The sequence below is a fragment of the Nitratireductor sp. ZSWI3 genome (assembly GCF_024655565.1).
Taxonomy (GTDB): domain Bacteria; phylum Pseudomonadota; class Alphaproteobacteria; order Rhizobiales; family Rhizobiaceae; genus Nitratireductor.
Genome location: NZ_JANKOF010000012.1, coordinates 34,819 through 54,930 on the forward strand (window position 1 = coordinate 34,819; position 20,112 = coordinate 54,930).

Annotated in this window: 16 protein-coding genes; 10 read left to right on the forward strand and 6 right to left on the reverse strand. The window is 59.4% G+C overall.

What is annotated here, in order from left to right; translation table 11 throughout:
- Positions 1 to 12 precede the first annotated feature (12 nt).
- Entirely contained in the window at positions 13 to 1,671 is a 1,659-nt protein-coding gene (locus NUU27_RS06435; protein WP_257761258.1) for a GMC family oxidoreductase, read from the reverse strand.
- 120 nt (positions 1,672 to 1,791) lie between these two features.
- Between NUU27_RS06435 and NUU27_RS06440 the strand changes: the two genes are divergently transcribed.
- From NUU27_RS06440 to NUU27_RS06455, 4 genes are all read left to right on the forward strand, one after another.
- Positions 1,792 to 2,391, forward strand: coding sequence for an HAD family phosphatase (locus NUU27_RS06440; protein ID WP_257761259.1), 600 nt, complete (start codon positions 1,792 to 1,794; stop codon positions 2,389 to 2,391).
- Between the two features lie 63 nt (positions 2,392 to 2,454).
- Entirely contained in the window at positions 2,455 to 3,489 is a 1,035-nt protein-coding gene (locus tag NUU27_RS06445; RefSeq protein ID WP_257761260.1) for a Gfo/Idh/MocA family protein, read from the forward strand.
- A 37-nt stretch (positions 3,490 to 3,526) separates the two neighbouring features.
- Positions 3,527 to 4,744: an amino acid aldolase gene (locus tag NUU27_RS06450; protein ID WP_257761261.1), complete on the forward strand. Its 1,218-nt coding sequence runs from the start codon at positions 3,527 to 3,529 to the stop codon at positions 4,742 to 4,744.
- Positions 4,745 to 4,757: 13 nt separating this feature from the next.
- Entirely contained in the window at positions 4,758 to 5,243 is a 486-nt protein-coding gene (locus tag NUU27_RS06455) for a RidA family protein (protein ID WP_257761262.1), read from the forward strand.
- 69 nt (positions 5,244 to 5,312) lie between these two features.
- Here NUU27_RS06455 and NUU27_RS06460 read toward each other — a convergent pair whose 3' ends face one another.
- From NUU27_RS06460 to NUU27_RS06470, 3 genes are read right to left on the reverse strand one after another with little or no spacing between them, the layout of a single operon-like run.
- Positions 5,313 to 6,332 carry a glycoside hydrolase family 3 N-terminal domain-containing protein gene (locus tag NUU27_RS06460; RefSeq protein WP_257761263.1) on the reverse strand — a complete coding sequence of 340 codons (1,020 nt, stop codon included), beginning with the start codon at positions 6,330 to 6,332 and terminating at the stop codon, positions 5,313 to 5,315.
- A 42-nt stretch (positions 6,333 to 6,374) separates the two neighbouring features.
- A complete protein-coding gene (locus tag NUU27_RS06465; RefSeq protein ID WP_257761264.1) occupies positions 6,375 to 8,018 on the reverse strand; it encodes a hydantoinase B/oxoprolinase family protein in 1,644 nt (547 codons plus the stop codon).
- The gene (locus tag NUU27_RS06470; RefSeq protein WP_257761265.1) at positions 8,011 to 10,131 is read right to left on the reverse strand and encodes a hydantoinase/oxoprolinase family protein; all 2,121 of its coding nucleotides are present in this window, start codon (positions 10,129 to 10,131) and stop codon (positions 8,011 to 8,013) included. Before NUU27_RS06470 ends, NUU27_RS06465 begins: the two co-directional genes overlap by 8 nt.
- A gap of 139 nt (positions 10,132 to 10,270) precedes the next feature.
- Between NUU27_RS06470 and NUU27_RS06475 the strand changes: the two genes are divergently transcribed.
- The 4 genes from NUU27_RS06475 (at position 10,271) to NUU27_RS06490 (ending at position 15,902) form a co-directional block, all read left to right on the forward strand.
- A complete protein-coding gene (locus NUU27_RS06475) occupies positions 10,271 to 11,320 on the forward strand; it encodes a LacI family DNA-binding transcriptional regulator (protein ID WP_257761266.1) in 1,050 nt (349 codons plus the stop codon).
- 357 nt (positions 11,321 to 11,677) lie between these two features.
- Positions 11,678 to 13,483, forward strand: coding sequence for a thiamine pyrophosphate-binding protein (locus tag NUU27_RS06480; RefSeq protein WP_257761267.1), 1,806 nt, complete (start codon positions 11,678 to 11,680; stop codon positions 13,481 to 13,483).
- An 81-nt stretch (positions 13,484 to 13,564) separates the two neighbouring features.
- On the forward strand, positions 13,565 to 14,878 hold the full coding sequence (gene hisD, locus NUU27_RS06485; RefSeq protein WP_257761268.1) for a histidinol dehydrogenase: 1,314 nt from the start codon (positions 13,565 to 13,567) through the stop codon (positions 14,876 to 14,878).
- Positions 14,879 to 14,891: 13 nt separating this feature from the next.
- Entirely contained in the window at positions 14,892 to 15,902 is a 1,011-nt protein-coding gene (locus tag NUU27_RS06490) for a Gfo/Idh/MocA family protein (protein ID WP_257761269.1), read from the forward strand.
- Between the two features lie 17 nt (positions 15,903 to 15,919).
- Here the strand turns inward: NUU27_RS06490 and NUU27_RS06495 are convergent, their stop codons facing one another.
- Together NUU27_RS06495 and NUU27_RS06500 are read right to left on the reverse strand one after the other, a co-directional pair.
- Entirely contained in the window at positions 15,920 to 17,095 is a 1,176-nt protein-coding gene (locus NUU27_RS06495; protein ID WP_257761270.1) for an MFS transporter, read from the reverse strand.
- A gap of 76 nt (positions 17,096 to 17,171) precedes the next feature.
- Positions 17,172 to 17,963, reverse strand: coding sequence for a helix-turn-helix transcriptional regulator (locus NUU27_RS06500; RefSeq protein WP_257761271.1), 792 nt, complete (start codon positions 17,961 to 17,963; stop codon positions 17,172 to 17,174).
- A gap of 396 nt (positions 17,964 to 18,359) precedes the next feature.
- Here NUU27_RS06500 and NUU27_RS06505 point away from each other — a divergent pair, with 396 nt between their 5' ends.
- Both NUU27_RS06505 and NUU27_RS06510 read left to right on the forward strand, forming a co-directional pair.
- Entirely contained in the window at positions 18,360 to 19,229 is an 870-nt protein-coding gene (locus NUU27_RS06505; protein WP_257761292.1) for a carbohydrate ABC transporter permease, read from the forward strand.
- Positions 19,219 to 20,112, forward strand: a complete 894-nt coding sequence (locus tag NUU27_RS06510) for a carbohydrate ABC transporter permease (protein ID WP_257761272.1) — start codon at positions 19,219 to 19,221, stop codon at positions 20,110 to 20,112. Before NUU27_RS06505 ends, NUU27_RS06510 begins: the two co-directional genes overlap by 11 nt.

The window sequence follows — 20,112 nt, forward strand, 5'->3', positions numbered from 1 at the left end:
CTGGATGTGCAGCTAAACGAGCTTTCTGGCCAGAATGGTAGCTGCGCCCTTCTCACCGATCATGATCGAGGGCGCATTCGTGTTGCCGCTAACCAGCGTCGGCATGATTGATGAGTCAACAACACGCAGTCCATCTAAGCCACGAACACGCAACTGCGTATCGACAACTGCTGTCTCGTCGCTACCCATTTTACATGTGCCCACCGGATGATAGTCGGTCTTGCTCCATTCTCGGACATAATCTGCGATCTCATCATCAGTTCTGCACCCGTTGCCCGGCAAGTACTCCTGCTTGATCAGACCGGAGAGCGCAGGTTGCGCAAAGATTTCACGCGCCATCTTGAAACAATTGATCGAGCGATTGAGGTCCTCTTCAACGCCAAGAAAATTCGGGTCGATCAATGGCGCATCCAGGGGATCGGCAGAGCGTAGGGTAACCGTACCGCGCGCCTCGGGCCGTAGATACGCCGTGTTGAGCGTCATTCCGTGACCTTCGATCTTCATGCGGCCGTGATCGACGACATAGGCCGGCAGAAAATGCATCTGATTGTCCGGCCATTCTGTATCATTGACCGACGACACGAATGCGCCGCCCTCGCAGACGTTGGACGTGACCGGCCCGGTCTTGGTGAGAAGGTACCGCAGGCCATGCTTCAGCATGGGCAGAAGACGATCCTCGCCGTCATAGCTCATCGGTTGCTTCAAGGTGGCGACAGCATAGACATCGAGGTGGTCCTGAAGATTCTTCCCGACGCCCTTGAGGTCGTGTACCGGGTCTACACCGATGGCCTTCAATTCGTCCGCCGGTCCGATGCCCGACAGCATCAGCAATTTCGGTGATCCGATGGCGCCGCTTGCGACTATTACCTCGCGTTCGGCGCGTATGCGCGTCACTTGCCGGCTACCGGCAATCGAGACGTCGACAGCCACCGCTTTCCCGCCTTCTATGACAATGCGTTGAACCCTGGCCCGAGTCACGACTTTCAGGTTTCTCCGATCGTGGACGGGATGCACATACGAAACTGCGGAACTGCCGCGTCTCCGGTGGCGCTGCGTGACCTGATAATAGCCGACGCCATGCTGCCGCTCGCCGTTGAAGTCATCGTTGAGAGGATGGCCGGCCTGCCGGGCTGCTTCAATAAAGTGCTCAGTCAGAGGCAATGGCGAGACCTGATCGGACACCATCAACGGACCGTCATTGCCATGGAACCGATCGGAAATCCGCTGGTTATTCTCAGCCTTGCGGAAATATTTCAGGCAGTCTGCATAACCCCAGCCGGCATTTCCCAGCCTTTCCCACTGATCGTAATCATGGCGATTGCCGCGAATGTAGACCATCGCATTGATGGAACTGCCGCCGCCCAGCGTCATGCCTTGGGGGTAGTGCAGTTCGCGGTTGTTTACATGCTTCTGCGGGACTGTCCGATACTCCCAACTCACTCTGGGCCCCACAAGTTTGGAATATCCGGCCGGAAGGTGGATGAGAGGAGAGGAATCCGGGCCTCCCGCTTCCAGCATCACAACCTCGCAATTCCGTTCTGCGCTCAGCCGGTTGGCCAGGACGCAACCGGAGGAGCCGCCGCCAACGATCACGTAATCGGCAGTTCTCGGAGCTTGCGCGACCTCCGACATCGCCTTTGCAGATGAGTGTATGAGCGTGTGGAAGGTCATACTCGCGAGCCTCCTTCAGCAAGCTTCCGTGTTGACGGCGTACAATCCTTATTATATCGATACAATGCATTCGTAAAGCTATTTCCAAGTCGGCGTCGTGCGTCGCTCAGGAGCCAAAAGATGCATATGGTGTTCGATATCGGCGGGGTTCTGATTGACTGGAATCCCACCTACTTGTTTTCCAGGCTCATACCGGATCCGGTTCGGCGAACGTTTTTCCTGGAGAACGTCTGCTCTCCCTCGTGGAACGCCGAGCAGGACAAGGGACGCAGCTGGGCGTCAGCGGAATCAGAGGCTATCGCCCGCCATCCGGAATGGGCCGACGAGATCAGAGCCTATCGAGCGTCCTGGCACGACATGGTAGCAGGGCCCGTCGATGGCGGATTCGAATTGTTGACGGATGCATTGGCGTCGAATTATCGCGTTACCGCGTTGTCGAACTGGAACGACGAAACGTTCGACGAGGTCGCGGCCCGGTTTCCCGACCTCCTGCGATTTGATGGCGCCACCGTTTCGGGAAAGGTCGGGTTGATAAAGCCCGATCCTGAAGTCTACGCGCTCCACGAGCGGACCTTCGACCTGATCCCAGATCAGACCGTTTTCATCGATGACAACGTTGCGAATATTGAAGTTGCGCGTGGCAGGGGATGGAACGCCATTCACCACCGCTCGGCAACTCATACACGCCGGGAACTGGCGGCGCTGGGTATCGCGCTGTAATCGCCAGCTCGTTGAGACGTGACATCGTGAGTGCGTTGGAAGAAGCCAAGCTGGGAGTAACGTATGAGCGAGAAGCCAAGTCTGAATTGGGGTCTGATCGGCGCAAGCAACATCGCACGCGAATGGATGCACGAGGCGATCAGTCAGCATCCCGACTGTCGTGTCGTCTCGGTTTTCACCTCGAGCGAGGAGCGTGGCGAAGCGTTCAAGGCGGATCTCGGGATCGCGCGCTACTATACGGAACTTGACGCATTCCTGTCGGATCCCGAGCTCGACGCGGTTTACATTTCAACGACAAACAACAGGCACTGTGCCGAAGTAATGGCGGCCGCCAAGGCCGGCAAGCATATCCTGTGCGAAAAGCCTCTAGCGATGACGTACGAAGATGCCGAGGCGATGGTTGCGGCGACAGTCGGCGCGGGCGTCGTCTTGGCCACAAACCATCACCTGCGCAATATGGAAACGCACCGGACGATCAAGGCGATCATCGACAGCGGCGAGATCGGCGATGTGACGTCTGCTCGGTTCAGCTTCACGGTCGATCTTCCCGACAATCTGGCGCGCTGGCGGTTGAATGATCCCTCGCTGGGAGCAGGCGTGCTGCTCGACCTGACTGTGCACGATCTGGATACGCTCAGATACTATTTCGGGCATGATCCCGTGCGTGTCAGCGGCATTGGGTTGACGACGGGCGCGGATACGCCCGAGGGCGTTCTGGACAATACAACGACTGTCTGGGAATTCCCGGGAAAGGTCCTGGTCATCTGCCACGACAGTTTCCTGGTGCCATACGGTGGTACGGCAGTGGAGATTCACGGCACCGAGGGCTCCATCTCCGGTGAGCAGATCTTATGGCAGAAGCCGCAGGGCAAGGTTTATGTCACCACGAAGCATGGAAAGCGCGAGATCAATTTCAATCACGCGATTCCCTATCATCGCACGGTGAGCGATTTCGTGAACGCCGTGCGTGGAAAGGGCGTGCCGTCGGCATCGGGGCGCGACGGTGCGGATTCCCTTCGGCTGGTCCTCGCGGCAAGGGAAGCGCTCGCCACCGGCCGAACGGTCGAGATCTCCGCCTCAGCGAAATACGCCCGCTAGACTGGCAAGGTCAGCGACGTTTACGAGGAACCGGACAATGAAGCAGATGGTGTCCGATGCAAGAGTGTCGTTGCTCTCGCCGTCACAGGTGTTTCCCGTTGCCTTGATGCGGCGCAGCTGTCTAGAGCACAACCAGAAATGGATCTCGGCCTATTGTGCCGCGCTAGGCGTCGAGATCGCGCCACATGGCAAGACGCCCATGATACCGGCGATGTTCGAGCGGCAGATGCAGGCGGGCAGCTGGGCGATTACGGTGGCCGATCTACGTCAGGCGCAGGTAGCGATTGACGCCGGGATAAGTCGAATACTGCTTGCCAACCAGGTTGTCGGCCATGCCGATACACTGAAGCTGGCCAACCTTCTTGCGGGGTCTGACGATCTCGAAATCATCTCCCTGGTCGACTCGGTCGCTGGTGTGCGACAGCTCGTGGACGCAGCCTACGTAGCCGGTCTGTCGAGGCCGGTGCCGATCCTGATCGAGGGCGGCTTGCGCGGTGGTCGCTGCGGTGTGCGTTCGCTCGAGGATGCATCCGCCGTATTCGACGCTCTGTCTGCGGCGGGCTCTGCTGTCAGCCTTCTGGGAGTGGAGGGCTATGAGGGTGTGCTCAAGCCTACAGACGAAGATGTCGTGCAGCGCGTCGCTGCATTCGCGGATTTCCTCTGCGAGATCGCGCGCTTGGCGGACGAGAGGAATCTGATAGCCGAAGGCGAGGTCATCCTCAGCGCCGGTGGGACCAAGTTTCACGACATCGTCGTCGATCGTTTCAAGAAGGCCGCCCTCAAACGCGATAAGCGGATGGTAATCCGGAGTGGCTGTTATCTGTTTCACGATCACGGCATATACGAGGAAGCACATCAGTTGATGCTCCACCGTTCGGAGGCCGCGCGCGCGGCCGGTCGCCTTGAACCGGCGCTCGAGGTCTGGGCACAGGTGCTCTCGCGTCCTGAAGAAGGCATCGTCATCCTGAACGCCGGAAAAAGGCACTGCCCGTATGATGCCGGTTTCCCCACCGTCCTTGGCGGATTCCACGCTGACGGGAGGCAGATCGCTGGGCTCGACGCGTCAAGACACGAGATTTTCGCCCTGCATGATCAGCATGGATATGTACGCGTGCCTGCAGACAGTCAGCTGGCTGTGGGCGACCTGATGAGGCTGGGCATCTCGCACCCTTGCACGCTGTTCGACAAATGGCGCCACGTTCTTGAAGTGGACGACGACTTCAACATCCTCCAGCGACATCAAACCTGGTTTTAGGGAACGCAGAAATATGTCCGGTCATGGACTGACAGGCGCGGCGATCGAGCGTCGAATTTCGGAACTGGGACTCGAGCTGCCGCCCGTCACGCCGCCGCAATTCATCTACGTGCCCGTACTCGTGCATGAGGATATTGCGCATGTCTCCGGGCAGATTCCGTGGATTGGCGGCGAGGTGCAATTTCGCGGTAAGCTGGGCGCCGAAACCTCCCTCGAAGACGGGCAGGCGGCCGCACGGCTTTGCGTTCTGAACGCCATTGCGCAATTGCGGCTTGAACTGGGCGATCTTGAACGTATTGCGCGCTTCCTGAAACTGACCGGATTCGTTGCCTCTGCGGCCGGATTCAATATGCAGCCCAAGGTAATCGACGGCGCCTCACAATTGCTGGGCGAGATTTTTGGCGAGCAGGGACGACACGCCCGTTCGGCAATCGGCGTTGCCGAACTGCCGCGTGACGTTCCCGTCGAGGTCGAACTCACCGTCGCCTTGCATCGGTGAGGTCAGTACTGGACGGGAACCGGAACGCGATGAAAGAATCCGGCCTGCCGATCCTGCCCGCAAAGACCTCTAGGCGCTGTACTTGCCAACCAATGCACGAATTCTATGCGCTGCCCCCCGGAGGTGTGCCTCGGCGATGATCTGGTCGTCTACGGCTTTCAGAATGGCGTCGGCGATTTCGCTCATGTCGTTGTGGGCCGCGAGCAATAAAAACTGTGAGCCGTTGGCGAGCGCGTCGACAGCTACTTGTGGCACGCTGCGTCGGCCGTTCTGCATGGTTGCCGCGCTATCCAGGTCGTCCGCGAGGATCAGTCCGCTGAAGCCGATATCTCTCCGCAGCATGTTCATGATTCGCGGGGACACCGATGCCGGTTCTCCTGGGTCGAAGGCTTCGACCGGTGCCGGGCCGACCATGATGACTTCGACGCCAGCCTCAACGGCGTCGACAAAAGGACCGAACCCGGCCTCGTAAGCCCCGGCCGCGTCCGGCGCGACGACGTCGGCCGTGATGGCCGGGTCTCCGGTGACGTTGTGAAAGCCGGGGAAATGTTTGGCGGTGCAGGCGACCCCACCGGCTTGAGCACCACGGATGTAAGCGGCGGACAATGTCCCGACCTTGGCCGGATCCGTCGACCATGTGCGGTTTTCAAGCCACGGATTCGTGCCCGTGATCATGTCGAGAACCGGAGACAAAAAAAGATTGATGCCGATCGAGCGCGCACACTCGGCGATCTCTCGGGTGATCGCTTCGATCTGCGAGGCCGGCGTACTGGAAATATCCGTGGAGGCTGGGAACTGCGGCACAAGCTTGTGGAGCCGGCATATGCCGCCCATTTCCTGATCGATGGCAACCAGAATGTCCTGACCGGCCAGGTCACGCGCCGTGTCGGTGACATTCTTGAAGTCCCTACCGGTTTCGCGGGCGATGCGATCGGCGCTCATCGAGCGGTTAACGTACTCCTCGCGCGATTCTCCAAGCAAGATTGAGCAACCGCCGCTTTTGAGGAAGCCCCGGACCGGTGGGGAAAGCTCGAGCGTGTCGAAGGCTGGCAGCATCACGGCATAAGCGTCTTGCCTGAGGGTGGTCATGATTTCTTCCCGGTTTCAGAGTTGCGCGGTTTGGAACGAATGTCAGTCGCGAGTGGGGACCAATCCCCCCCGCCGATCGGCTTCAATTGCCGCAGCCGATCTTTCGGCGGGGGATCCATAGCCGGCGCCGCCCGGTGTGTGGATGATCAGGGTGTCGCCTGCCGGTACGACTTGCCGGCCCTTGCCATTCATCACCTGGCCCGACCCGAGACCAATGAAGCCTGTTGCTCCGTTCTCGCCGCCCATGCGGCCCCGGGGGGCATGCTCGATTCGATCCAGTGCGGCGTAGATCTGGAACTCGATATGTTCGCGATTCCGGATTTCAATGATCTGGCCCAGACCGCCGCGAAATTTTCCAGCCCCGCAACTGCCTTCGCGAAGCTCCTTGCGTTGGAAAAGCAGAGGAGAGATGGACTCAATGATTTCGACGGACACGCCCGAGACTCCGCTCGGGAAGGCCGTGGCGGAAAGGCCATCCAAGGTTTGCCGCGCACCGGCGCCACCAGTCTGCACAGCGAGTATCGAGAACCGCGTATATCCCTCCATCGCGCCATTGATCTGTGTGGCGCGGTTTTCGAGTATAAGGTTCCACAGACAGGAAGTCCCTTCTGCGGGAGCGTGAAGCTCCGGCACCTGCGAGAGACAACCGAACACCACGTCAGGTAGCATCTGTCCCACGACATGGCGGGACGATACGGGAGCTGGGCGTTGCGCGTGCAGGATGCAATCCTTCGGCGCACTGACCCTGATGACGTCCAAAGAACCAGCGTTGTTCGGCACCTCGGGCGCGATGAGCACTCGCACGCCATAAGTTGCATAGGCCTGAGTGTATGTAAGGGGAACATTGATCCCCTTGACCGATGGTCCCGACGTCCCGGCAAAATCGATATCGATGCCGCTATCCGATATGGTCAGTGCGGCCATGAGGTCGATGGGCTTGTCGTAGCCGTCGATCCGCATCTCGGCCTTGAACGTCCCCTTTCGCAGATTCCGGATTTCGGACAGAACCGCCTCGCGCGAGGTCGAGATAATGTGTTCCCCCAACGCGTCGAGTGTGTCGAGGTTGAACTCGTCCATCATGTCGAAGAGCCGCCTGGCGCCTACGTCGTTGCAGGCTGCCAGCGAAAGCACGTCGCCCTCGGCCTCGACGGGGTAGCGGGAGTTGCCGCGCAGGATCGAGAGAAGCGTTTGATTCAACTCTCCCGCATCGGCAAGTTTGAGAAACGGCAGATAGAGCCCTTCCTCGATCACGTCGTTGCCGTCCGGCCCGAAGCCGATTCCACCGATGTCGATCAGGTGGCTGGTGCAGGCGAACAGCGCCACCAGCTTCTCCTTGTAGAAAGCCGGTGTGACCACCACCATGTCGTGCAGGTGGCCAGTCCCCTTCCAGGGATCGTTGGTGAGATACACATCGCCCGGTTTCATCTCGGAAGGTGGAAACTCTTCGATGAAGAACTTCACTGATTCCGCCATGGAATTGACGTGCCCCGGTGTCCCGGTGACGGCCTGCGCCAGCATCCGCCCCCTGACGTCGAACACGCCTGCCGAGAGGTCACCGCTCTCTCGCACGATCGGGCTGAATGCTGCGCGCACGAGGGTCTGTGCCTGCTCCTCCACAAGCGAAATCAATCGGTTCCACATGATGTGAGTTTGGATTTCGACGAGCGGGCTGGTCTGATCAGGCATTGTTGTCTCCTGCAGTCTCGCGGACTTGGAGCACGATACAGCCGGCCGTGTCGACATGAGCGTTGAAGCTGGATGTCACGATCGTCGACGTCTCGTTTTCGGCGATGATCGCCGGGCCGCTCACCGTGCGATTGGCCGGCATGGCGAACCGCCAAAAAATCGGTGCGTCCACGAAGGTGTTCAACCGGGCGTCGAAGAGCCTTGCGGTGTTGATCTTCTCCATTGGGGCATCGGCGGGAGGGACCTCGATCCGGATCTTGTGGGGCTCGTTCGGGCCCGCGGCCGTCACTGTCGAGGTCCAACTCAAGATCTCCACATCCGCATGCGGGATGACGCGGCCGTAAAGCTGGCGATATCGCGTTTCGAAGCCACGTTTTATCAGTTTCGCATCATCCGTACAGAGATCCCGGTTCGGCAGGTCCACCTCGATCTCATGGCCCTGGCCGGAGTAGCGCACATGGGCAGATCGCTGGATTATTAGATCGCTTTTCGGTGCCGCGCTGCAAACGATCGCGGTCGCCTCGGCGATCATGTCGGCGAATTGCCCGTTCACGAGTTCAGCGTCGAAACGCGAGAGCTTTTGCATCAAACTGCGGACGACTTCGTAGGAAATCGGAGCGCGGAGAAATCCCACCGCCGACCCGACCCCGGCACTCGGAGGTATTATAACCTTGCCGACATTGAGCTTTTCAGCCAACCGGGCTGCATGAAGCGGCGCCGCCCCGCCAAATGCGATCATGGCGCGGGCGGTGATGTCACGCCCGCGCTCAATTGCATGCACGCGAGCCGCGTTCGCCATATTCTCCTCGACGATCTCGCATATGCCGAGCGCGCCCGTCGCGGCGTCGACTCCAAGCTGCTCCGAAATACTCGATGCTATGGCTTCAGCAGCCTTCCCGGGATCGAGTGAGATCGACCCTCCTGCGAAAAGCCGGGCGTCGATCTTGCCCAGCGTGAGGTCTGCGTCGGTAACCGTGGGTCTCCGCCCCCCACGCCCATAGCACGCCGGACCGGGCTCCGAGGCCGCGCTTTCCGGGCCGACCTGGATACGTCTTGTGGTGTCGATGCTCGCGATGGATCCGCCACCGGCGCCGATCTCCACCATTTCTATAACGGGGATACGCACTGGCATGCCTGAGCCCTTCATGAACCGTTTCGTGCGTGCGACCTCGAACGATCGGCTCTTCATGGGTTGGTTGTCATCGATGAGACACACCTTGGCGGTGGTGCCGCCCATGTCGAAGGATAGAAGATCCGGATTGGCGGATTCGCGGCCGATGTGAGCGGCAAGGATCGCCCCCCCCGCGGGGCCCGACTCCACCAGCCGGATCGGCATGCGCCGGGCTGCCTCCAGCGTTGTCAGTCCGCCGCCGGATGTCATCAGAAGCATGGGACAGGCCATGCCCAAACTGTCCAGTTGCTCGCGGAGCCTCGTCAGGTAGCTGGCGATGATTGGCTGCACGTAGGCGTTCGCGCAGGTCGTCACGAAGCGCTCGTACTCGCGGATTTCCGGACAGATCTCCGAGGATTTCGAGATGTAGAGATCGGGCAATTCGCTGCGGAGAGCAGCTTCGATCGCGTTCTCATTCGCCGGATTGGCATAGCTGTGCATCAGACCGATGGCGACGCTTTCGACGCCCTGGTCTCTAAGAGCGGATCCGATCTGCTTGATATCCCCGAGTTCTAGCGGCACCACTTCCTCGCCGTTCACGGCGATGCGCTCATGCACCGTCAGGCGCAGCTCACGCGGAACGATGGCCTCCGGTTTGACGAGGTTGATGTCGTACTGGTCAAAGCGGCTTTCCTTGCCGATCTCTATAGTATCGCGAAAGCCTCTGGTGGTGATGAAGGCTGTCTTCGCGCCTTTCTTTTCGATCAACGCATTGGTGGCGAGCGTCGTGCCATGAATGAACAGGCTGATGTCCGTATGCGACATACCGGCTTGTTTGAGTACATTTTCAATTCCCGTCAGCACGCCTTGTTCGGGCGCCTGCGGCGTGGTGAGGACCTTTGAGGTGACCCGGCGTTCGTCGATCTCGAGCACGACGTCGGTGAATGTCCCTCCAATATCGGCCGCCAGGCGCGGGGAGGATTGTGTGGTATCAATGGTCATGGTCGCTCCTAGAAGGTTGAAGAATGTTAGATCGATCTAATTGAAATGTCCATCGTTTGTTTTTCTGCTATGCAAAATGGCAATGATTCCTTGGCTTTCAGTGCACCTTTGTGTAGTAGATCGCTACGAGAGGGCCCTGATGACCGAACAGACAGAAAGACCTGTAAAGAAGCGCCGCAAAGGTAAGGGTAAGACGAGCGTCACGCTGGACGACGTAGCAGCACATGCGGGCGTTTCGCGGTCGACAGCATCGCTGGTGGTGCGCGACAGCAAGTTGATCCCCAAGCAGACACACAAGCGCGTTCGGGCGTCGATGCAGGCGCTCGGCTATGTCTACAATCAATCCGCCGCCAATTTGCGCACACAGAAAACGCGAACGCTCGGCATGGTGATCGCCGATATTTCCAACCCCTTCTATGCCGTGCTCGCATCCGGGATCGAGAATGAGTGCGGCGATAAGAAGTTCATGACGATCTTCGCCGATACGGCAGAGAGCGTAGAGCAGGAATCGAGGATCATCTCACGTCTTATCGAGCACAATGTAGCCGGTGCCTTTCTTTGCCCTTCCGGTGAAAATTCCGCGAAAAATCTCGAAGCACTCGAAAAGGCCGGCATCCCTGTCGTATTGATAATGCGATACTTGGAGGACATCTCCGCCAGCTATGTCGGTCCCGACAATCATTTGGGTTTGCGAATGCTTGTCGACCATCTGGCCGGCAAGGGGCATCGCGACATCGCCTATATCGGGGGACCCCCGAGGAAATCTTCCAGCCGGGAGCGCTACGAGGGGTTTCTCTCCGCCATGAAGCGCAATGATCTGGAGGTCAAGGATAGCAACCTCAGGGCCTCCGCGATCAGCCGCGCTGCTGCCATGTCCGAGGCTCTTGAGCTTCTGCAGCGCGAAGATCGGCCAAGTGCGATCATATGCTACAACGATGTTATGGCGTTCGGCGTGATGCTCGCCATGCTAAAGTGCGGACTGACGCCGGGCAAAGAAGTCGCTGTGGTCGGATTCGACAACATTCCGGAATCCAGCCTCTGGACGCCGTCGCTCACGACCGTTTCGATCGACGCTCAGAATATCGGGCGGCTCGCCGCCGCAGAGCTTCTTGCGCGCATTTCCGATCCGGACAGGCAGCGCCAGCGCATCATCGTTCAGCCCACCCTTATCGCGCGCGAATCGTCTTAGTCGGCAGCCTCTCGGCCTTCTTGTGACAAGTTCGCTCGAAAAAACAGTGCTTGCATTTATTATATCGATATAATAACCTTTTTCAAGGTTCGCCGTCGCATGTCGACGGGTCAAGCGATCCGTCAATGCTGTCAGATATCCTCCCACAGGCAGTTGCGTCGCCGAGGCTTCCTCGGCGGCGCTTTTTTTGCTGTCCGGAGCGAACGAGAGGTGACGCACTTTGAAGCAGTCTGTCGCGACCTGACGTAGGCAATTTCCGGTTTTGCGAAATTGTTGGAGGGAGGCAATTGCGCTTACTTGGAGGCCATATCCAAGCGAACACGCTGCCGTTCGCAGGCCGACCAAGGAGGGTGGAACATGAAACTCACAGGTGGTGAAATCGTCAGCCACGCGCTCAAGCAGTATGGCATCGAGTACATTGCCGGCGTGCCTGGCCACGGAAACTGGGCGCTGGTCGATGCTTTCCTGCAGAAGGGCGGAGACATCCCCTTCATTCAAACAATGCATGAGCAGAGTGCTGTGCATATGGCGGATGGCTATTATCGCGCCAGCGGCAAGCCCATGGCCTGCACAACCTCCGTCGGTCCCGGGGCGACAAACACGGTCATCGGCTTGGCCACTTGCTACACCGACTCTACCGCCGCTTTCTATATCAACGGTAGCCCGGCCACCCACATGAAGGGCCATGGCGTCATGCAGGAGATCGAGCGGCAGAACGAGAATTCGTTCTGCCGCGTGATTGAGCCCGTCGTGAAGCGCTCATACAAGGTGGGGAGGGTCGACGAGATCCCGTTCGTGATGCATCGGGCGTTCAACACAATGCTATCGGGCCGTGTTGGCCCCGTGCACGTCGAATTGCCGATGGATCTTCAGTGTGAGTCGGCGGACGTGAATATTCATGACCTGTCGAAGCGCATGCCGATGGGGGTGAACTATCCCGATCCGGTGGCCGTCGAGAAAGCGGTTGAGCTCTTGCTGGCAGCCGAGCGCCCGGTCATCGTCGCTGGCGGCGGTGCCGTGTCGGCCGACGCATCGCAGGCACTGACGGCCTTTGCGGAGCGGATCGGTGCGGCCGTTTCCTACACCTGGAACGGCAAGGGCGCCATCAGCGACGAGCATGAATTATGCATAGGCGCGGTGGGACAGACCGGCACGAGCTGCGGAAACAGCATCACCGCAAGTGCCGATGTCGTGATGTCGGTTGGCTGTCGATTCACGGATTGGTCGGCGTCGTCCTACGCCAAGGGCGTCAGCTTCTCCATTCCGCCCGGAAAGCTGATCCACATCGACCTGGATCATCATGAGATCGGCAAGAATTATCCCACCGAAGTCGGAATTATCGGCGATGCGCGGGTCGTTCTTGAGGCGATGGTAGACTCGGTATCCGATCTGCAGTCTTCAAGGGTGCGGTCGCGCCGTGAGAGCTTTCACGCCGATATCCGCAGGGCCAAGGGTGAATGGGAAGAAATTCTGGCGCCGCGCCGGGACTCTCGTGAAGCCCCCTTCACCTCGCAGCGCCCTTTGTCCGTGCTTCGGGAAGTCCTGGACCGCAGCGGCATTGTGACGGTCGGTTCCGGCAACACGCAGGGCGCTGTGAAGCAGGGCTTCCCGGTTTACGAGCCCCGCACGCACATAACGTCAGGATCCTATTCGCCGATGGGTTGGGCGCTGCCGGCTGCTCTCGGCGCCAAGCTCGCCTGTCCCGATCGGCAGGTGGTCTCCATCCTCGGGGATGGCGACTTCATGATGTGTTTGCCCGAAATCGGTGTCGCGGCAATGCACAACATTCCCGTCGTGTTCTTCGTTCAGAACAATTCCGGCTACATGTCGATCCGCGGTGGGCAACGCAAGTTCATGGGCCGCCACGTAGGATCGGAATTCAATCATCACGCGAAGGGCAATAGCGAGCCATATTCGGCTAACCTGAGCGGCGTCGCCAGGAATTTCGGTATCGAGAGCTGGAAGGTCGACAGTGACGACGATCTCAAGCCTTCCATCGAAAAAGCTCTGTCGTGCGGCGGCCCCGCCCTTGTCGAGGTGATGACCTCACGCGATGCCGCGGGTCCGTTCACCCCCGGCTGGTGGGATTTCCCGTCACCCGAATACTACAAGAAGGAACAGGCGGCCTACGCGGAGATGCGCGCCAGAGAGCAGCATTTATAAGGCCTCCCCGCCGCAACAGGAAGAAGGACGCCGTGAACTCGGCGCCCTATGAGCTCTTCATACACAGTCAGGATCGGACGAATGGTCAGGTACTTGAAGGCTGCACGCAGGAAAGCGGCCATGGAAGCGGCCAGTGCTCAGCTGCGTGAGACGGTCTCGAAGATCATCCTCGATGTCGAGCAGCGCGGCGACGCGGCCGTACGGGAATATGCGCGCCGGTTCGACGGTCTTGACCGCGATGACTACCGGTTGGGCCCCGAAGAGATCGGTGCCTGTATCAACTCGCTCACCTCCCAGGAACGTGAGGACATTGAGTTTGCGCGCGATCAGGTGCGTATGTTCGCCGAGGCGCAACGGGCGACACTCCAGGACTTGGAAATCGAGCAGCGTCCCGGGATCATTCTGGGACATAGGCATATCCCGATCGAGAATGTCGGGTGCTATGTGCCCGGCGGGAATTATCCGCTTCTTGCCAGCGCCCATATGTCCGTCCTGACAGCCAAGATCGCCGGATGTGACCGCGTGATCACCTGCGCGCCGCCCTTCAAGGGCGAACCCGCACGCTACATCGTTGCAGCCCAGGCGCTGGATGGCGCTGACGAGATCTACTGTCTCGGCGGCGTGCAGGCCGTTGCCGCCATGGCCGTGGGAACCGAGAGGATTGCGCCGATCGATATGCTGGTCGGTCCGGGCAACGCCTTTGTTGCGGAGGCCAAGCGCCAGCTCTACGGCCGGGTGGGCATAGACCTGTTTGCAGGTCCCACGGAGGTTCTTGTCATCGCCGACGAAACGGTGGACGGGGAGCTGTGCGCCACCGATCTGCTGGGTCAGGCCGAGCATGGGCCCAACTCGCCGGCGATCCTGCTGACGACATCTGAGCGGCTGGGCAGGGAGACTATGGGTCAGATCGAGCTGTTGCTGGAAAAGCTTCCCACCGCGGAAGTCGCTCGGCAGGCCTGGGAGGACTTCGGCGAAATTATCGTATGCGAAGATAGGGCCGAAGCTCTGCGGGAAGCAGATCGCATCGCATCCGAGCATGTACAGGTCATGACCGGCGATGACAGCTATTTCGTGGACAATATGAAGAACTATGGAGCGTTGTTCATCGGTCCGCGCACCACCGTGGCCTATGGCGACAAGGTGATCGGCACCAACCACACGCTGCCGACCAATCTTGCCGCGCGCTACAGCGGTGGCCTTTGGGTCGGGAAGTTCCTCAAGACCTGCACCTACCAGAAAATCACGACCGACGAGGCCAGCGCAGACATGGGAGCGTACTGCTCCCGTCTTTGCATGATGGAAGGCTTTGTCGGTCACGCGGAGCAGGCCAACGTGCGCGTTCGCCGCTATGGCGGGCGCAACGTGCCCTACGGGTCTGCCGTCTCACCAGAATAAGCGGGAGCATATCATGACGGAAAAAAAGCGTTGGGGCATCATCGGCGCGAGCGCCATCGCACGGGATTGGGTCATTCCGGCCCTCCAGGCGGAAGGGCAGGACCTTGTTGCCGTGCTGAGCTCGGAAGCAGAACGGGGCAAGGCCTTTGCGCGTGACTGCGGGATCGAACGGGCGTCGACGGATATCGGCGATATCGTCAACGATGATGATATCGATTGCGTCTATATCTCGACCACGAATGAGCTTCACAAGCCGCATGCCATCGCTGCGGCCAATGGCGGCAAGCACGTCTTGTGTGAGAAGCCGCTTGCCCTGGAACTGGCCGATGTCGATGCGATGATCGCCGCTGCCGATACGGCGGGCGTCGTCTTTGCCACCAATCACCACATGCGTGGGTCCGGGTTGCACCGCAAGCTCAAGGAACTGATCGGTTCTGGAGCGATTGGCAAGGTCAACTCAGTACGCCTGTTTCACGCGGGTTATCTGCCTGAGCACCTCCAGACATGGCGATTGACGCATCCTGAAAAAGGAGGCGGCGTTGCGCTCGATCTTGGCGTGCATGATGCCGACACGTTACGCAACATCCTTGGCGAGGAGCCGGTCGAAGTGACCGGGTTAAGTGCCGGGCGGGGCATGGCTCAAGCGGGGCTTGATGACACCGCCATGTTCGTACTGCGGATGCAATCGGGCATTCTTGCAATAGTGCATGAAAGCTTTGTCGAAAAGCATGCCGGACCTTCTCGCATAGAGGTGATGGGTACCGAAGGCAGCCTTGTCGCCACTGGCGCAATGGCCCAGGCGCCAGGGGGAGCGCTTACGCTTCGCCGGGGCGATGCTGTGGAGTTGATCGATACTGACCGAAATTCGCTTTACGCCTACACGATCGCCATGTTCGTCGCTGCGATCGAGAATGGCGGCGCGCCATTGGTCAGCGGGCGGGATGGCCGCCGGTCCCTTGAAATCGCTCTTGCGGCCGAAGCCGCTTGCAGGGGCGAGACTCGAGTCTCGATCCCGCCTCTCTGATAGGTTCTGGCTTTCGGTCAGGCAGCAGCCGCCGCCAGCTTGCGGGTGAGAATGTTGACGCCGATCCAAAGTGGCAAAGCCAGCAACATCACAACGGCGACTGCGGCGAGAGCCGTGCTAAGACTGAATACGTCCGCTGCGTAGCCGACCATTCCAGGAACAACATACATACCGGCGGCACCGATGAAGATGACTGCGCCGAGGATGCTGCCGCGAAGGCGGGCCGGCGCGGCGCGCCCGGCCGCCCCGAAAACCGTAGGCGCAAGCACCGAATAACCGAGCGTCGCCAGGAGAAGCGAGGCAAGCCCGACCATCGTCGACCAGGATAAGGAAAAGACGGCGATACCGAGTGCTGCGCACACTGTGCTCGACATGACCAACACGTCCTCGCGCACGCGCTGACTGAGAAGTTGAGCGCCAAATCGGCCGAGAGCCAATCCGAACCCGACCGTCGCCGGCCCGAGCGAGGCTTGAAAGGTACTTGCTTGATAGCTCGCGAGCAGATGGATGGCACTCCAGGATTGGAGCGTCTGTTCAGCCGAAAAGGCGAGCAGGATGACACCGCCCAAAAGCATTGTAAGCGGGATAAAGGCCCGCACGGGCAGTGACGGTTGTTCGCTGGTGCTGGACACTGGATCGCCGGACGGCTTCGTCCGGGCCGTCAGGACACCCAACGCAAGAATACCGGCACCGTTGAGTAGGAAAATGACCTTGAAGGGGAGGTCGAAGCTCGCCAACATACCCGCCAGAAGGGCGCAGACACCAAAGGGGAGCGCAAAAAACGTGTGTGCGAGTTGCATGAGCTGCCGCTTGGTTTTCGCCTCGATGGTGCTGACCTCGGCATTGATCGCGATGTCGACTATACCGTGTGTCATGCCCGCCAGCAGAAAGAACGCGATCAGCGGAACTATACCCGTCGCTATTCCCAAAGCTGCGACGGCAGCGCCAAAGCTCGCGATCGCCCAGGCGGAGTGAAGCGCACCGGCACGATTGGTCAGCCGCGCCCCCAGGACGAGGCCAGGAACCATTCCGACTGACATCGCTATCAGCGCATGGCCAAGCTGGGTATGGCTGATATCCAAGCCGGCCTGCAAATGCGGTAAAAGCGCCCCCAGTGTCCCGGCAAAGCTGCCCAACGCCACGAATCCGGAAATGGGTCTGGCGATAGACTGAAAGTCTCGAATGAGCGACATGTTGCTGGATCTCCGTACATGGCGGGTTTAGGCGGACTTGCCGAAAGGTGGGATGTCTTCGTAAGGGCTGCCGGGGCTAGCGCGGCATCAGATAGTCGCTTGCCTCAAGCGGAATGGAATGATCGTCGGGGGGCAGCACTGTAGCGCGCCGCACCAGGGATTTTGACACCGGGACGTCTCCTCTGAAATCCAGAACGGCCTTCGAGCAATAGGGGGCACGGCCGAGATTGGCGGCGACGCCCGACGTCACGCCGAAAAAGAACCGCGTCGGCTTCCTGATGAGCGGCGCGAATATCGAGAATGTCAGCTCGTTGCGCTGGATCTTTTCGAAGTCGATTAGGAACAGCCTCTGTTCCACGCCGAAGACTATGCCGTGATACCTGAAAAGGAACTCGACCTTTTCCGGATCGCGCCTGTTCGGGAAGATCTCGTAGTTGGAATAGGTGCAAACGCCGCGCGCCGGCGAGATTTTGAGAATGGAGCGCACCACGTCGCCCTTGTAGATCGATGAGAAATGATACTTCTCATAGATGCCGCAAAACTGCTCGACCCATCCGGAGTCATGCGCCTCCAGCAGATGCGCGAAGATGGGAGAGTCGATAGCGGCAGAGAAGCTGTCCTGCGTACGGGAAGGGGAATGCGTCCCGGCCGGATCGAAGTCCGGATCAGTCAGATCAGAAGATGAAATACCGAAGTATCTGCAAATCGCGTTGATGTTGGACTGCGAGGGCGTGTGCCGCCCGCTCAGATACTTGTTGAACTGCTGGCGGTTCATGTGAAGGTTTCGACAAACGGCGGAAATGTTGCCGTGCGCAACCACCAATTGCCGCAGATTGTCCGAAATCGTGTCTCGTCTCGTCGGGTCCATTCGATGACATCCACATCGCTTGTTCGCCGCCGGATCGGTCGGGCGTGGCTGTTCCCCGTCCCCTGGCGCGGCGAAACCGAATTCCTGCTGCACCGGCACGGTATCGGAAATCTACTATCGTTATTATATCGATGCAATTGCGTCGCGTTCCGTTGGAGCATTGGTCGCACGCCGGTCTTCCGGATGGGGTTGAGGGGTGATCCTGTAGTTGCCCGTCCGAGCAGCGCTCGAGTAGTTTGTCGAACCGCTATCTAAGAGTTGACTTTCACCGGGGCGGTTCGTAAATTAGATCGATATAATAAATCATCAGGGGCGGCGTCTGGGAGGGTGAACTTGGCTGCAGATGCATCGAAAACTCGTACTGGCGGGGCAGGAACGTACAGCCTCAAGAGATATCTGGGCGACAGCATCTCCATAATCGTGCTTTCGCCCAGCTTCGTGGTGCTCGCGGTGGCGGTCTATGGTTTCATGGGCTGGTCGGGCATGGTCTCGCTGACGTCGTCCAAGTTGATCCCGGTCCATGACTTTATCGGCTTTGACCAGTACGTGACGCTTTGGTCGACCGATCGGTGGCACGTGGCGGTGCGCAATCTGGCCATCTTCGCGCCGCTCTTCATCGGCCTTTCCACGGCGCTCGGGCTCGTGCTTGCGATATTTCTTGACCAGAAAATCCGCGCCGAGAACGTGATCCGCTCGATCTATCTCTATCCGATGGCCATTTCCTTCATCGTGACGGGTACGGCCTGGAAGTGGATTCTCAACCCGGGTCTCGGCGTGGAGAAACTCCTTGTGGACTGGGGGTTCGAGGGCGCCAGGTTCGATTGGATCGTCGATCCGCAGATGGCCGTTTTCACCCTGGTTATCGCCGCTGTCTGGCAAAGCACCGGTTTCGCGATGGCCATCTTTCTGGCCGGCTTGCGCAGCATCGATGGAGAAGTGGTCAAGGCAGCCCGTATCGATGGCGCCGGCCTTGTGCGCATCTACTGGTCAATCATCCTGCCAATGTTGCGCCCGGTCTTCCTGACGGTGGTCGTGATCCTGATGTACCAGGCCGTCCGGTCCTTCGATCTTGTCGTGGCATTGACCGGCGGTGGGCCGGGCTACTCCTCGGACCTGCCCGCGAACTTCATGTATCAAACCGCCTTCAGCCGAAACCGCATGGGTCTCGCCGCTGCGAGCGCGATGATGATCCTGATGACCATCGCGGCGGTGATGATCCCCTACATCTATTCGGAACTGCGTCAGGAGGCGCGACATGAGCAATAGCGTCTCAGCCTCGAGCGGTGTTGGTCTGAATTTTGGACGGATTGCTGGGCGCGTCCTCGTCCTGGGAACCCTGGCGTTGTTCGTTCTCTATTTCCTCGCGCCGCTTTTCGTCATGATCACGACGTCGTTGAAGTCGATGCCCGAAATCCGGGCGGGCAACATCATCAGCTTGCCTCGGGATCCGAGTTTCGAGGCCTGGCGCGTCGCTTGGCAGGAGGCGTGCGTCGGCGTCGAATGTCCCGGCATCCGCGGGTTTTACAAGAACACGTTTCTGATGGTCATCCCGGCCGTCACCGTCTCGACCTTGCTCGGCGCAATTAACGGATTCGCGCTTACCAAATACCGCTTCACCGGCCACCGGCTCGTATTCGGTCTTTTCATGTTCGGCTGCTTCATTCCTCATCAGGCGATCATTCTGCCCATGGCTCGTGCGCTGGGCATGATGGACCTGTCGGGAAGCCTTTGGGGGCTGGCACTGGTTCACACCGTTTACGGCATACCGTTCACAACGATGTTCTTCCGCAATTACTACATCAGCATCCCGCAGGAACTGGTGAAGGCGGCTCGTGTGGATGGCGCTGGCTTCTTCCGGATCTTCTGGAGCATCATGCTCCCGATCTCGGCGCCGATAATCATCGTGTCGGTGATCTGGCAGTTCACCAATATCTGGAATGATTTTCTTTTCGGCGCCTCGTTCACCTACGGGGCGAACGCGCCGATCATGGTTGCGCTCAACAATATCGTCAACACGTCGACCGGAGAGCGTCCCTACAACGTGCATATGGCCGCGGCGATCATGGCGGCGTTGCCCACGCTCGTCATCTATGTGCTGGCCGGAAGGTATTTCGTCCGCGGTCTGGTTGCGGGCTCGGTAAAAGGTTAG